Origin of the sequence: Alkalihalobacterium alkalinitrilicum, assembly GCF_002019605.1 — a bacterium.
Taxonomy (GTDB): domain Bacteria; phylum Bacillota; class Bacilli; order Bacillales; family Bacillaceae_F; genus Alkalihalobacterium; species Alkalihalobacterium alkalinitrilicum.
Window position 1 is genome coordinate 2,666,506 of record NZ_KV917368.1, and the last position, 14,397, is coordinate 2,680,902.

Below are 14,397 nucleotides of genomic sequence, written 5' to 3' on the forward strand. Positions count from 1 at the left end.
TCAATATTACCATTCTTACCCTCTTTGATACAAGTGAGTTAATAATTTCGTTAAATCTTTTGAAATATAATCAACGAGCCCAATGACTCGACGATATTCCATCCTTGTAGGACCGAGAATCCCTACAGTTCCCACATGTTTTCCACCAATAGAGTAAGTGGCAGTAATAATACTACAATTTTCCAGAGCATCAATATTTGTTTCATGCCCAATTTTCACTTGAACCCCAGATGCTTCTGAACGAAAGATTTGCTGTACAAGTGTGTCTTCTTCTAATATGTTCAAAAGGTGTCTAACTTTTTCAACATCTCGAAATTCTGGTTGTGTTAATAAATTGGTTTTCCCACCATAAAAAACCTTATCATTTCGGTCTGGTTGCAATGTGGATTGAAACATTTTTAAAACTTCTGAGTAGTTATTGAGATGTTCTTTAAAAATGTTTGCTACTTCACTATTTAGTTTGTCCCGTAATTGATAGAGTGGTACTCCTTTTAGACGGTCATTTAAGATATTGACGACTTTCTCCATTTCTGAAGGGTCCATTCCTTCTGGAATAGTAATCGAAAAGTTCTCAACATGGCCTGTATCCGTCACGAGTATAAAAACAGCTTTCCGTTCTGAAAGTGGAATAATTTGTACATGCTTTAAACAAGCTTCAAACATTTCAGGACCTAGGACAATCGAAATATAGCTCGTAACTTGTGACAATATTTTCGCTGACTGTTGGATTACTTGCTCAGCTTCTTCTTTCTTACTTGAAAATAAGGTCTCCACCTTTTCAATTTCAGCACCTGTTAGTCGTTGAGGCATTAACAAGTGATCAACATAATAGCGATACCCCTTATGTGACGGTATTCGTCCAGCAGAACTATGTGGCTTTTCGATATAGCCTTGTTCCTCTAAATCAGCCATTTCGTTACGAATGGTCGCTGCACTATACTCAACGTCATTACGTTTTGAAATGCTGCGCGAACCAACAGGCTCTGCAGAACGAATATAATCATCAACGATAGCCTGCAAAATTAACAATTGTCGTTCTGTCAACATCCCAAATCACCTCTGTTAGCACTCTATTCGTTCGAGTGCTAAATCTAAAATAAAATTATCAAATAGGACTTTTTTTGTCAACTAATTAGTCACCAACGACTAAAAATTGTTCAAACACTTCATTTGCCAAAAAGACACCTTTTTTGGTTAACTTTATTCTGTCACGGTCAATCTCTAGTAACTGATTTTCCACTAACCGCTGAATTTGCTCACGATAAATTTCCATTACTTCAACCCCGAAGCGTTTTTTAAATTTTTGTTGAGACACGCCTTCGAGTTTCCGTAACCCCATAAACATTTCTTCCTCTCTCTTTTCATTTTCACTAAGAGAATGACTCTCTACCCTTGCTTGGTTGGTTGCATCGATCGATTGTATATATTTTTGAACAGGGCCAATATTGGCATATCGAACCCCTTCGATATATCCGTGGGCTCCCGCACCCACCCCAAAATATTCCTCATTATTCCAGTAAATGAGATTATGCTTACTTTCATAACCTCGTTTTGCAAAATTACTAATTTCATACTGGTGATAGCCATGCTGATTCATTTGATCGATGAGTAATTCATACATGATTGCTTCTTCATCTTCAGATGGAAGGGGCAACTTCCCTTTTCGAAGGAGGTTATAGAAAACCGTCTTTTCTTCAACTTTTAAAGAATAAGCGGAAAAATGTTCTATTTCTAAAGCGAACGCTTTTTGCAGTGTATCTTTATACGATGTCAACGATTGCGTTGGAAGGCCAAACATTAAGTCGACGGTCAAATTATTAAAACCTTTTTGTCTAGCAAGGTCGATTGTCTTATAAATATCTTCAGGTTGATGTGTTCGACCAATCTTTTCTAACAAGGATGGATCAAACGTCTGGAGGCCAATACTCAGCCGATTAACACCGTAATGATGGAGAACAGTCAGTTGTTCTTCTGTAAGACCTCCAGGATTAACTTCAACTGTCCATTCTTTTAATGAATCGGATAAAGAGAAGTGTTGGTGCAAACTAATTAACACCTTTTCTAACTGTTGAGGTGATAATGCAGTAGGTGTCCCTCCACCAATGTAAATCGTTTCAATCGGTTCTTTTAAAAACTGATTAGCCGCCTCCTTCATTTCACTATCGAGTGCGGATACATATTCATCCACAGGTTGTCCATGCAAAAACACTTTATTAAAGTCACAGTAATGACAAATGTGTTCACAAAAAGGAATATGAACGTAAATCGCCGTCGGCATTATGTACCTACTTTCTATCGAAAAAAATTTATTGTTTATAAGGCAGTTTATTAGCCAGTTTTGAATGATATTGTCCGCAATCCCTAGTTAATTGGCCAAGTTGTGAACTGACTAAATTTAGCTCTTGTTTCTCAAATTTGTAAAAAACCGCAGGGGATTTATGCCTGCGGTAATGTCTAGTCATTATAATTATACAAAAGATGAATTTCTATTTCGATGGATTTGAGTCATCCATTCGTAATACCGCCATAAATGCTTCTTGTGGCACTTCAACACTTCCAACGCTCTTCATCCGTTTTTTACCTTCTTTTTGCTTTTCAAGAAGTTTACGCTTACGAGAAATGTCCCCACCATAACATTTAGCTAATACGTTTTTACGCATCGCTTTAATTGTTGAACGAGCAATAATTTTTTGTCCTAAACTTGCTTGAACAGGAACCTCGAAATGTTGTCGAGGAATAAGTACCTTCAATTTTTCCACGATGATTTTTCCACGGTCATATGCCGAATCGCGGTGAACAATGATAGACAACGCATCTACTTTTTCCGCATTTAATAAAATATCCATTTTCACAAGTTTCGATTCTTTAAAACCAATTAACTCATAATCAAATGAAGCATATCCTTTTGTATTAGACTTTAACTGATCAAAGAAATCATAAACAATTTCTGATAACGGAATTTCATATACGATCGACACTCGATTTTCATCTAAATATTGCATATCAATAAATATTCCCCGCTTACCTTGACAAAGCTCCATAACAGCTCCAACATAATCGTTCGGAACCATTACTTTTGCTTTTACATACGGTTCTTCAATTCGCTCAATCTTTTGTGGATCTGGCATTTTCGATGGATTATCAATTTCTAATACTTCTCCATCCGTTTGGTAAACGTGATACACAACACTAGGTGCTGTCGTTATAAGGTCTATATTAAATTCTCTTTCAATACGCTCTTGAATGATTTCCATGTGTAGAAGCCCTAAGAAACCACAACGGAAACCAAAACCTAATGCTTGCGATGTTTCTGGTTCAAACTGCAGTGAAGCATCGTTTAGTTGAAGTCGCTCTAGCGCTTCACGTAAATCATTATAATCGGCCGTATCAATTGGATAAATACCACAGAAAACCATCGGATTCATTTTACGATAACCAGGAAGTGGAGCATCCGCTGGTGTTTCTGCTAATGTGATCGTATCACCGACTCGACAGTCACTTACATTTTTAACCGATGCTGTTAAGAAACCTACATCACCTACTGTCAGTTCATCCCGACGGGTCGGCTTTGGCGTATACACACCCACTTCATTAACTTCAAACTCTTTACCTGTTGCCATCATTTTAATTTTTTGCCCAGCTTTAACTGTTCCATCAATAATTCGAATATACGCAATTACCCCGCGGTACGAATCGTATAAGGAGTCAAAAATTAGCGCTTTTAATGGGGCCTCAGGGTCACCCGTTGGTGCAGGTACTTTCTCTACAACTTGTTCTAAAATTTCTTCAATACCGATACCATTTTTCGCAGATGCCAGAACTGCTTCCGATGCATCTAAACCAATGACATCTTCAACTTCTTTTTTCACCCGCTCAGGTTCAGCACTTGGTAGATCGATCTTATTAATTATAGGCAAGATTTCTAAATCATTGTCTAAAGCTAAATAAACGTTTGCAAGTGTTTGGGCTTCAATACCTTGAGCTGCATCGACAATAAGTAGAGCTCCTTCACAAGCCGCAAGACTTCGTGAAACTTCGTACGTAAAATCTACGTGTCCTGGTGTATCAATAAGATGGAAAATATATTCTTCTCCATCACTTGCTTTATAAGTAAGCTGTACGGCGTTTAATTTTATCGTAATACCACGTTCTCGTTCTAAGTCCATTGAATCGAGAATTTGTTCTTTCATTTCTCGTTGCGTCAACGCACTCGTTTTTTCTAGTATTCGGTCCGCTAACGTTGATTTTCCATGATCAATATGAGCAATGATCGAAAAGTTCCTGATTTTCGATCTACGCACTAAACGTTGTTCTTTATTCATAGTCATTATCACTCCTATATGCACTAAGTTTGATTATACCAATGTGTTGCCCTTCCTTCAATAACCGTAGTGAACTGAAGCAAAAAAAAACTAACGAACCTCTGACGTATTGACAGAAATTCGTTAGTGTAAACACTCGATTTACTTATTCAACCATCCATGAATTAGCCCTGTTATCGCTGAGACGGTATGAGAGACGATCATTTCTAAAATGTCTCCTATGCTTGAGCCAAGCTCCGAATAAAAGTTAAATGCCCCGACATCCGTTGCTCGTTGTTGTTTTTCTAGTAATTCTTTCGTTGTTACTTCTGGCTTGTCTTTCGCTTGTTCTTTATTAGTCAATTCGATCGGTAATTGTTCCACTGGTTCTGCTTCTACTTTTCCAGGTGAGGGGGAAGGAGTTACTTCTACTGTCGTCTCTACTACATCATTTTTTCCAAATAAGCTTAATGTTCCTTCATTTGCATGGTGGATTCCAAAAACAATTCCAAATAACAAAACCGTTAGTATGAAAAATGTCTTTAGCAGAAATTTCGTCATCCCTCTTCCTCCTCTTAATGAAAAATCATCCTGACTGCTTTAAAACTAATCTGATGAAACCTTTGCTTGTTCCCAGTAGAAATCGCTAAATACTTCTGCAAAAGCGTCAGCTGAACGGAAGGCTTCCTCTACAGAATTCTCGACTCCACCAAACTCAATTAAGATCGAGTTATTAGATAAGTCTTGATTGTAAACGCCATTTCTTCCGATCCCACCCATTTCAACAACCCCTCGACTTAAGCCAGGGTATTTTTGCTCTAATCGATGGTGTAAGTCTTTCGCTAACTTTAAATTATGATCTTTATTTCGATTATCTCTTCCGATAACAAAATAAATTCGAGCATAATGCTCACCATTAATTGTCACGGTCGTCTTATCCCTTAGCAAAGAGTCACGATGTAAATCAAAGAAGAATTCAAGCTGGTCGTTTTCTGCTATCGCTTCTTTTACAAATTCTCGCGAAGCGTCGTAGGATCTTGGATAACTCCAATCTCTTTGAGTTAAAATACTTTGAATATCTGTTTTATCAACATCTGTTCCAATACCATGATTTTGTAGAGATTGACCTAACCTTTCTCCTACAAGTGAGATATTAACTTCAGAATGCCAAGCTTCGTTAGGATTCGTAACACCTTTTAACTCTGGTAAGAATGATTCACGGGTGTGTGAATGAATAATGTGAACTACTTTTCGATCACCTGTCGTCATTTCAGGTTGCGATTGTTGATCAGTTGGCTTGTCCAAACCTTCAAATGCTGTTGTCGATGCTTCTCTTTCCGCCATCAACACTTCCATTGGGGGTGCCGATTCGATCGGCATATTCGTATAGTCAGACCCTTCCCCAGCTACGATGATATTAGCATCAAACAAGGCAAATCCAGGTAACTCTCGTCCTAATAAACTTCTGGGGTCATCTGGATTAATACTCGTTAACACTTCAAATGCGAGACTAGACAGATCTGGTGGCTCACTGTCTTCTGGTAAAGCTTGCTGAAAATATTTATTTTGCATTCCCATTAAATACACAAGGTTTTCCCCGTTCATTTGGGTTGTCCAATTATGAACCGTTGAAGAGGCCATGCCATAACCTGGATCAATCGACGTTAGCATCCCCGTGAAAATAAACACAGCCATAATTCCAACGATAATAAAAACGGCAACTTTTCTAAGACTTGTCCGATTTATTGAAATGGTTAAACCATGGAACTGTTTCTTTCTCATACTCCCACCCTTTCGATTGCTCTTAACACAACCTATGTATAAGCTCTCTTGAATAGAACCAAAAAAACGAGGTTGACTTCTTAAGTACCCGCAATCCTCACCTTTGTGCTGGACTGTGACACCTTTAAGTCATCCTCGTTATGTTTTTTGTTTTTTGATCTTGGTAGTAAGGCCTGTGTAAATATGATCGACCTAACATATTCCTATTCAATCGGGCTTATACGCTATAAATATTTGGTTTTCCGATTTGAATATATCTGACTACCTAATCCTTAATGCGTATACGATCCGACATTTTCTTGGTCAACTTCACCGTGAAGGGCTGCATTTAACCCCATTGCTAGTACATTGGCCATATCATCAATGAAAACATCAATCTCCTTAGGGGTAACCATTAAATTATGGCCTAAAGGAGCTAATACTTCACGGATCAATTGTCTTTTTTCTTCATCTTCTAAGTTTCCAATCATCCCTAATATCGTTTGTCGCTTCGACTCATCGGGTAAGTCTTCATCCGTTAATTGTCTTTGCTCACCAAACATCATCCCAGCTGGAGTAAGAGCTCGAGACGGCTTCCCCCCTTCTTTCATCTCTCTCCCAAAATGTTTTAATACAAAATCAATCGTATCACTTGTAATCGATACCGCATCGACGACCGTTGGAATCCCAACAGCAATAACAGGGATACCTAGCGTTTCTTTGCTTAGCTCTTTTCGTTTATTACCAACACCACTTCCAGGATGAATTCCTGTATCCGATACTTGGATTGTCGTATTTACTCTCTCAATCGAGCGAGAAGCTAACGCATCAATTGCTATGACAAAATCAGGTTTTGTTTTTTCAATGACCCCGTGAATAATGTCGCTCGTTTCTATTCCCGTGATTCCCATGACGCCAGGAGCAATCGCACTAACAGACCGAAATCCGTCATCCACTTGTTCAGGTGCTAACGCAAATAAATGTTTAGTGATGAGAAGGTTTTCGACGGCGATTGGTCCTAATGCATCAGGTGTTACATTCCAGTTCCCTAAACCTACAACAAGACAACTCGCCTCTTTCGTAATCCCAAGTTCGCTTAAAAATAAATTAAACTCACGTGCAAATACTGATTCGACCTTTTCTTGAAGAGCTGTATCTTTTTTTCGAATACCTTGCGTCTCAAATGTCAAATACCGACCAGCCTTTTTCCCTAACCGTTCAGCCCCTTGATCTGTTATTTCTACTCTCGTTATTTTTACACCGTCTTGTTCGCGCTCTTTTACAATTACACCTTCAATCGTTCTTCTTTCTTTAGCGGGTGCCTTTTTTTGTTCTTCTTCTTGAACAATTTCATGGGCCTCGACTGCCAAATCTGTACGGACATTGTATAAGCTTAAGTCTAAATCTTTTTCTGTCACAGAGAGGACCTCCTTTTTATACTTAATTAAAAAAGTCTAGGAATATAGCTGGTTCACCTCTTCAGTAAATTGCTCCTATATGCCTTGGAAATCCAGCCTAGGATAAGGAACTTAAAAAACATCAAGGCTCATCTACTTTAAGCCTGCAAGTGCTATCTACAACGTTGTGCCTATTCTCCTGGTTTTTTTGTCCTCCTTCTTGAACGTTATGCTAACCTTTTGAAAATAGGTTTCCCGCCAAGAAGCTTTTCATTCTTCTATTGCAATTATTCATGGTTTTTGATAGAATGCTGTTTGTTGTACTTATTCACTGTTGTGAAGGTTACTTCAGGGAGGTGAAAGGAATGCCTAACATTAAATCTGCGATTAAACGTGTAAAAACAAACGACAAGCGCCGTGTGCAAAACGCTTCTCAAAAGTCTGCTCTTCGTACAGCTATCAAGAACTTCGAAGCTAAAGTTGCAGCTAACGAAGCAGAAGCAGCGACAGAAGCGTTTGTTGCAGCTGCTAAAAAGCTTGACAAAGCAGCAAGCAAAGGCCTTATTCATAAAAATGCAGCATCTCGTCAAAAGTCTCGTTTACAAAAGCAATTAAACGAAGTATCTGCATAATCGAATGATTGGCTAAAAGATTTAAAAAAGTTAACTTTTTTAAGGTAAAAAACGGAGTAACTCTTTTGGAGTTTCTCCGTTTTTTATTTAGAGAGGAGTCGATTAATTGTTATTTTTATAAAATAAACAAATATCGACTCTGTTGTTCTTCTTTAACTCACAATGCATACCCCTTTTCCCTACTAACCATCTACAAGATCGTTATCGGTGGAACTCCATCAATAATAATTCAATCGCTAAATGTTTATCGACTTGGCCACTTTTGATGTGAAAATCTGTTTCTGCAAGCCTTTCTAATAAACGAAAGAGTGTCGCTTCTTGAAAAGCCTTCGCTTGCTGTCCAGCTAACTTGGCAACATACGGATGAATTTTAATTTGTCCTGCAATTTGCTGCTGTGAATATCCTCTTTTCATCAACTCTTTCACTTGATAAATAATCCGGACTTGGCGCGCTAATAAAGCAACAAGCTTGATCGGATCTTCTTTTTGTCTCATTAAATCAAAATATATTTCTAACGCTTTCTCGATCCGTTTATGAATGAGATGATCAATTAACATAAAAACGTCTTGTTCTACCGTTTTAGCTACAAGTTGATCAACAATTTCTTCATCGACCGTTCCGTGTTCCCCTACATATAACGAGAGCTTTTCGATCTCATTGACGAGCATTAATAAATTACCACCAAGTAGTTGAATAAGCTTTTCTTTACCGCCTTTTGTAAATTCGATCGAGTGACTATCAGCTTGTTCATTGAGCCATTCGTGTAGCATCTTCTCATCGAATTCTTTCGTATCTACAATTTCCGATTGTTTCCGCAACGACTTCACTAACTTTTTTCGTTCATCTAATTTATCAAACGGAGCAGTGAGAATAAAAACCGTTTCAATAACAGGATTTTGTACGTAAGCTTCGAACAATTTCAAGTTGTGCTCGATTTTGCTGTCGTCCTTTTGAGCAGTTAAAAAATAAGCATCCTTTGCGATAACTACACGCTTCGACCCTAAAAACGGAAGTGTATTTGCATCCTCTATCGCAACGTCAATCGGAGTTTCTTTTAATTCATAAGTGGATAAATTAAAATCGTATTCTTCTTCTGTTAGTGTTTGGGCAACAATGGATTGGATTAAGTCTTCTACTAGAAAACGCTCTTCGCCAATTAACAAATAAAGTGGGAAAATTTTATTTTTGCTAATATTTCGCTTTGTTTCTATGTATGACATTATTTAGTCCCTTCCTCATTGGTTGGATATTCCTAAAAGAGATTGGTAATATTATTATGGGTAATATGTAAAGTAATGTCTATACCTACAAGAAAGTTTACTCACATGAAAAAGAGGCTAACCCATTGTTGTTGTAGTTCCACAACTTATATCCAGATAATGAAACGGCTTGCGTCGCATTTCATATAAGTTAGAAACCACATTACATGAGTTAACCCCCATTTATGATAAACGCCATCAAAAGGACCCTAGGAAACCCTTCAAATGACGATAATCATGAACGACGACCTCTACACTAATTATGATATCCTATGCAAATGAAAAGTATAGGTGACAACTCTTTACAGCAGTGGAAGATAAAATTTTAAAATTTGACAATGAATAGACAATCACAGAAAGTACCTATGGATTGTATGGATTTTTTTCTTGTCTTCCCTTATACTAAAGATTGAAATAGGAGGGGTTACTAATGAGTGAGTTCGAAAAAAGAGTACAATGTAAACGCAACGATGCGATCGATTCAGGCGTTGGGTTTATCGTTTCTTTCGGCTTCTTTGCCACTTTATTTATTATCGCTTCACTAATTGACGTATTTGGCAACATGTAAGAAACCTATACTTAATTAGAAAAAGGGTTACCATTACGGTATCCCTTTTTCTTCTTTTCGTTGTAGTTTTGTTTCCAACTCCATTATAGTTTCTTCTGTAAATGTAATTCGAATAGCACCGTGTTCATCCGTACGAAAAATCTTTATGTTTCGCTCTTCTAAAGCCAAAATAACCTCATCATGCGGGTGTTTAAATCGATTGTTACGACCAGCTGAAATGAGCACTTTATTCGGTTGCATATGGTCAAGAAATCGAGGGGTAGACGAAGTACGACTACCATGATGGCCAGCCTTTAGAATATCAACGCTAAGATGCGGATATTGGCGGATCAACCGTTCCTCCCCATTTTCCTCTAAATCACCTGTAAACAGCCAAGAAACGCCGCCTAATATACTGTATAAGACGATAGAACGGTCATTTAAATCCTCTTCATCCCCTTGAGGTGACAAGATATAAAATTCACTTCCCCCTTTCCCCCAAGCCATTCCTTCTTTCACAAACGTGATTTTAGTTCCTTTCTTATGAAATTCGGTTAGTAATTCCCGCTCATATTCTCCATCAACTTGACCATAAGCATAAAGAACCTCTTTCACGTTCGTCTCACCAATGAGCGCACGAGCACCACCGATATGATCGTAATGTCCGTGGGTCAATATCAGCTTATCAATCGTCCGTACACCTTTCGCCTTCAAAAAAGGAAGCAAAATATCTTTGCCAACTTCAAATTCTTGAGACCGTTTCCTCCACTCTTCTTCTCCTCCAAAACTAACCCAACCACCAGTATCAATTAAGTAAACCGCGTCTCGCTTTGGAAGTTCGATGAAAATACTATCGCCTTGTCCGACATCTAACACTGTTACTTCTCCTTCGTTAAAAAAGTATGGTGTACCAAAATGAATGAGAAATAAGGTTGTAGAAGCAACAAAAAGTACTAGCCAGCGTAAGAGAGAAGCTTTTCTTTCATAATAATAAAGAACCAGCAACATTATCGTAATAAAAGCAAAAACAAGCCAAACGGAAAACTTTCCAACTAAAATAGAACTGAAAGATAAACCATTTAATTGGAGTAAAATATCGTGTGATAGGACGACAACTTTATCCAGAATCTTCAACGTGAAAGTACCAACAGCTGGTAAAGTGATAACGATGAAATACGTTATAAAGACGGTGGGTAAAACAACTAAGGAGATGAACGGAATGTAGATTAAATTTAGAGGAAGGCTAATCCAAGAAAATTCATAAAAGTGGAAAATAATAATTGGTAACGATACAAACTGGGAAATAACGGTAACAGCAAGTAGTTGTGTGAAATAATGATTTCGTTTTCTAATGATCTCTGAAGACATAATTAATGTAAAACTAATCAAAAAAGATAATTGAAAGCCTAATTGGTATAAAGAATAAGGCGATAGAAACAAATAGATAAGGCAAACAAAACTAATTCCGTCCACCGGGTGCAATCTTTTCTTCATGCGCAAGGAGACAAGCACAACTACCGTCATAAAAGCTGCTCGAATAACAGAAGGAGCTCCTCCTGCAATCACGACGTACATCGGTAGAAGCACTAAAAGAGCATCGATCGTTCGCTCTCGCGTCACACCAAAGCGAATTAAGATGAAGAAGAGTGCTGAGAAAATAAGTCCTACATGAAGTCCTGAAACCGCCAGAAGATGAATTACCCCTAACCGTTGATAGGCTTCTATCAGATTCTCATTCAAATACGCTCGGTCACCAAAAATTAACGCCGCAACAATTCCTTTTGACTCTTGTGGATAATGATGATTTATAAATTCAATTCCTTGTTGCCGAATTTTTTGCAGAACATATTGCTTCGGAATGCTCGATTCATTACATGTCCTTAAATCGATTGTCTCGATATTAAAATTCCAATGAATTCTTTGATAAAAAAGATACTGTTCATAGTTAAACGCATAAAAATTAGTCGGTGGGGACGGTTTACGAAGTGTACCTTCTAAAGTACATTGCATGCCTACAGACATGTTCTTAAGGCGGTGTTGTTCTTCTTCTGATTTTATAAAATAATTGACTTGTAACTTTTCATTGTTCGATGTTTTCAATTGAAAGCTAAGGCGGTCACCATTGATTTGAGGAATTGTATGTATCGTTCCATAAAGAGAGGTTTGTTGAGGGAAAAGCTTTGTTTTATTATTTTCGTGAATAAAGGTACTGCTTACATAAAATATCAGTAGGGAAAGGACAAGAAAAACACCATAAGTCCTTATCCTCTTCCTATTGATCAAAAGATAGTAAATTAAATACGCAATTAGAAAAAGGAGCCATCCTTGAAATCCATTTGTAGCTAAAACAATACTAATGATTGCGGCCAACACAATAAGATGCCAACGTCCTACCAAGACCCTAACTCCTTTTCATTATAATGGAGTATATAGTTTATTTGCTTCATCACGAAGCTTTTTTAGTTCTTCTTCTGAGAGTCCACTTGCCGCTAATTTATCTAATAACGAAGCCGTAAATTGAAGTTTTTCATTTGAGTTTTTATCTAAAATTAATTCTTCAAGTTCGACTTGCTTGACCTGTATCCCTGCTTGTTCAAATAATTCTAAAGCATGCGGATGATTTTTATAGTCGTTAGAATAATACACAGCTGTTATTCCACTTTGAATAATTGCTTTCGTACAGTTTAAACAAGGAAAATGCGTCACATAAATTTCAGCTCCTTGCGTAGGAACCCCAAATTTTGCACATTGTAAAAGAGCATTCACCTCGGCGTGTATCGTTCGAATACAGTGATTCTCTACGACATAACAACCTTTGTCTATACAATGATCTCCTCCTGAGATTGAACCATTATACCCACCTGCGATAATCCGTTTATCTCTAACGATTGTTGCTCCAACCATTAATCTCGTACACGTACTTCGCATGGCAAGTAGATGACTTTGTGCTATAAAGTATTGGTCCCATGAAATTCGATTCAACTTTTTCAACTCCTAGTAGGTCACATTCTATTTTATAGTTTATCTAACGATGGAAAGTGACGTCAATCCTTTATCGCAAAAAAGAAAAAAGACGACTCCAAGATAGCGAATGTTGCTTTTATCTAAACAATAAAACATGGCTTCACAGTCCAGTAAATTATTGTAAAAGCATCACTACTAAAGAAGAATCGCCTTCGGTTTACTTATTATCCTTGGCTTTTAACAAGTGCTTGTTCTAGATCACTAATAATATCATTTACGTTTTCAATTCCGACAGAAAGTCGAATAAGCTCTGGTGATACACCTGCAGCACGTTGATCTGCTTCTGATAATTGTTGATGAGTTGTACTCGCTGGATGAATGACTAATGATTTCGCATCACCAACATTAGCAACGTGCGAGAATAATTCAAGTGCATTGATAAAGCTCTTGCCTTCTTCTATACCGCCTTTAATACCAAACGTAAGAATAGCCCCTTTACCATTTGGCAAATACTTATTCGCTAAATCGTATGAACGATGTGAAGGTAATCCTGCAAAACTTACCCATTCAACAAGTTCATGATTTTCTAAATATTGAGCCACTTTCATCGCATTCTCACAATGACGTTCCATACGTAAGTGTAGTGTTTCTAACCCTTGCAACAATAAAAACGAATTTAGAGGAGCAATTGCAGGACCTAAATCACGTAATAATTGGACACGAGCCTTAATAATATAAGCTAAGTTTCCTAAAGCTTCCGTATAGACGAGTCCGTGATAACTTGGGTCTGGCTCAGTTAATCCAGGGAATTTCCCATTATTCCAGTCAAAATTCCCACCATCAACGATGACTCCCCCAATGGACGTACCATGTCCACCCATGAATTTAGTCGCAGAATGAACGACAATGTCAGCCCCGTGCTCAATTGGACGACATAATGCTGGCGTTACTAATGTAGCGTCAACCATTAATGGAACTCCATTTCTATGAGCAACAGCTGCTACCGCTTCCACATCGAGAATATCTCCTTGTGGATTACCAATCATTTCACCAAACAATAATTTCGTTTTTGGTGTTATCGCTTGTTCAAATGCTTGTGGATCTGTTCCATCTACTAAGTGAACCGTAATTCCCATTTTCTTTAACGTATGTACAAAAAGATTGTATGTACCACCGTATAAAGCACTTGAAGCAACAATTTCGTCGCCGTTTTCACAAATATTTAAAATGGCTAAATGAATTGCAGAACTTCCACTAGCTGTTGCTAGGGCCGCTACACCACCTTCTAACTCAGCCACTCGCTTTTCAAACACATCTTGTGTCGGGTTCATAATACGAGTATAAATATTACCTGACTCTGCTAACGAAAAAAGGTTCGCTGCATGTTCTGTGTTTTTAAAACCATATGAAGTCGTTTGATAAATCGGCACCGCTCTTGATTGTGTTGCAGGATCTACTTCTTGTCCACCATGAACAGCAACTGTTTCTAATGACCATTTGTTTTCACTCATAATTTGCTCCTCCTACTCCCACCA

General features: G+C 37.8%; 12 protein-coding genes. 2 read left to right on the forward strand and 10 right to left on the reverse strand.

The window, feature by feature from the left end; genetic code table 11:
• Nucleotides 1-15 precede the first annotated feature (15 nt).
• The 6 genes from hrcA to gpr all read right to left on the reverse strand — a co-directional run bounded on the left by hrcA (nucleotide 16) and on the right by gpr (nucleotide 7,480).
• A complete protein-coding gene (gene hrcA / locus BK574_RS12805; RefSeq protein ID WP_078428861.1) occupies nucleotides 16-1,047 on the reverse strand; it encodes a heat-inducible transcriptional repressor HrcA in 1,032 nt (343 codons plus the stop codon).
• A gap of 85 nt (nucleotides 1,048-1,132) precedes the next feature.
• Nucleotides 1,133-2,278, reverse strand: a complete 1,146-nt coding sequence (gene hemW / locus BK574_RS12810) for a radical SAM family heme chaperone HemW (protein ID WP_078428862.1) — start codon at nucleotides 2,276-2,278, stop codon at nucleotides 1,133-1,135.
• A 208-nt stretch (nucleotides 2,279-2,486) separates the two neighbouring features.
• Nucleotides 2,487-4,322, reverse strand: coding sequence for a translation elongation factor 4 (gene lepA / locus BK574_RS12815; RefSeq protein ID WP_420796939.1), 1,836 nt, complete (start codon nucleotides 4,320-4,322; stop codon nucleotides 2,487-2,489).
• 141 nt (nucleotides 4,323-4,463) lie between these two features.
• A complete protein-coding gene (locus tag BK574_RS12820; protein WP_078428863.1) occupies nucleotides 4,464-4,862 on the reverse strand; it encodes a DUF3679 domain-containing protein in 399 nt (132 codons plus the stop codon).
• A gap of 45 nt (nucleotides 4,863-4,907) precedes the next feature.
• Nucleotides 4,908-6,083: a stage II sporulation protein P gene (locus tag BK574_RS12825; RefSeq protein WP_078428864.1), complete on the reverse strand. Its 1,176-nt coding sequence runs from the start codon at nucleotides 6,081-6,083 to the stop codon at nucleotides 4,908-4,910.
• Between the two features lie 272 nt (nucleotides 6,084-6,355).
• Complete coding sequence (gpr, locus tag BK574_RS12830; RefSeq protein ID WP_075386837.1) at nucleotides 6,356-7,480, reverse strand: GPR endopeptidase; 1,125 nt, start codon at nucleotides 7,478-7,480, stop codon at nucleotides 6,356-6,358.
• 344 nt (nucleotides 7,481-7,824) lie between these two features.
• Here gpr and rpsT point away from each other — a divergent pair, with 344 nt between their 5' ends.
• Nucleotides 7,825-8,091, forward strand: coding sequence for a 30S ribosomal protein S20 (rpsT, locus tag BK574_RS12835; RefSeq protein ID WP_075386836.1), 267 nt, complete (start codon nucleotides 7,825-7,827; stop codon nucleotides 8,089-8,091).
• Between the two features lie 201 nt (nucleotides 8,092-8,292).
• Here rpsT and holA read toward each other — a convergent pair whose 3' ends face one another.
• Nucleotides 8,293-9,312, reverse strand: coding sequence for a DNA polymerase III subunit delta (gene holA, locus BK574_RS12840; protein ID WP_078428865.1), 1,020 nt, complete (start codon nucleotides 9,310-9,312; stop codon nucleotides 8,293-8,295).
• 469 nt (nucleotides 9,313-9,781) lie between these two features.
• Between holA and BK574_RS12845 the strand changes: the two genes are divergently transcribed.
• The gene (locus BK574_RS12845; RefSeq protein ID WP_075386834.1) at nucleotides 9,782-9,919 is read left to right on the forward strand and encodes a YqzM family protein; all 138 of its coding nucleotides are present in this window, start codon (nucleotides 9,782-9,784) and stop codon (nucleotides 9,917-9,919) included.
• A gap of 33 nt (nucleotides 9,920-9,952) precedes the next feature.
• On the opposite strand, the gene BK574_RS12850 is transcribed toward BK574_RS12845, so the two are convergent.
• The 3 genes from BK574_RS12850 to BK574_RS12860 form a co-directional block, all read right to left on the reverse strand.
• Nucleotides 9,953-12,295 carry a DNA internalization-related competence protein ComEC/Rec2 gene (locus BK574_RS12850; RefSeq protein ID WP_078428866.1) on the reverse strand — a complete coding sequence of 781 codons (2,343 nt, stop codon included), beginning with the start codon at nucleotides 12,293-12,295 and terminating at the stop codon, nucleotides 9,953-9,955.
• Nucleotides 12,296-12,313: 18 nt separating this feature from the next.
• Entirely contained in the window at nucleotides 12,314-12,880 is a 567-nt protein-coding gene (locus tag BK574_RS12855; RefSeq protein ID WP_075386832.1) for a ComE operon protein 2, read from the reverse strand.
• Nucleotides 12,881-13,086: 206 nt separating this feature from the next.
• Nucleotides 13,087-14,373: a homocysteine synthase gene (locus BK574_RS12860; protein WP_075386831.1), complete on the reverse strand. Its 1,287-nt coding sequence runs from the start codon at nucleotides 14,371-14,373 to the stop codon at nucleotides 13,087-13,089.
• Between the last annotated feature and the right edge of the window lie 24 nt (nucleotides 14,374-14,397).

Bases quoted from the DNA above. Each gene is read 5' to 3' on its own strand.
- hrcA (WP_078428861.1), bottom strand. From the start codon at position 1,047: ATGTTGACAGAACGACAATTGTTAATTTTGCAGGCTATCGTTGATGAT.
- hemW (WP_078428862.1), bottom strand. From the start codon at position 2,278: ATGCCGACGGCGATTTACGTTCATATTCCTTTTTGTGAACACATTTGT.
- lepA (WP_420796939.1), bottom strand. From the start codon at position 4,322: ATGAATAAAGAACAACGTTTAGTGCGTAGATCGAAAATCAGGAACTTT.
- BK574_RS12820 (WP_078428863.1), bottom strand. From the start codon at position 4,862: ATGACGAAATTTCTGCTAAAGACATTTTTCATACTAACGGTTTTGTTA.
- BK574_RS12825 (WP_078428864.1), bottom strand. From the start codon at position 6,083: ATGAGAAAGAAACAGTTCCATGGTTTAACCATTTCAATAAATCGGACA.
- rpsT (WP_075386836.1), top strand. From the start codon at position 7,825: ATGCCTAACATTAAATCTGCGATTAAACGTGTAAAAACAAACGACAAG.
- holA (WP_078428865.1), bottom strand. From the start codon at position 9,312: ATGTCATACATAGAAACAAAGCGAAATATTAGCAAAAATAAAATTTTC.
- BK574_RS12845 (WP_075386834.1), top strand. From the start codon at position 9,782: ATGAGTGAGTTCGAAAAAAGAGTACAATGTAAACGCAACGATGCGATC.
- BK574_RS12860 (WP_075386831.1), bottom strand. From the start codon at position 14,373: ATGAGTGAAAACAAATGGTCATTAGAAACAGTTGCTGTTCATGGTGGA.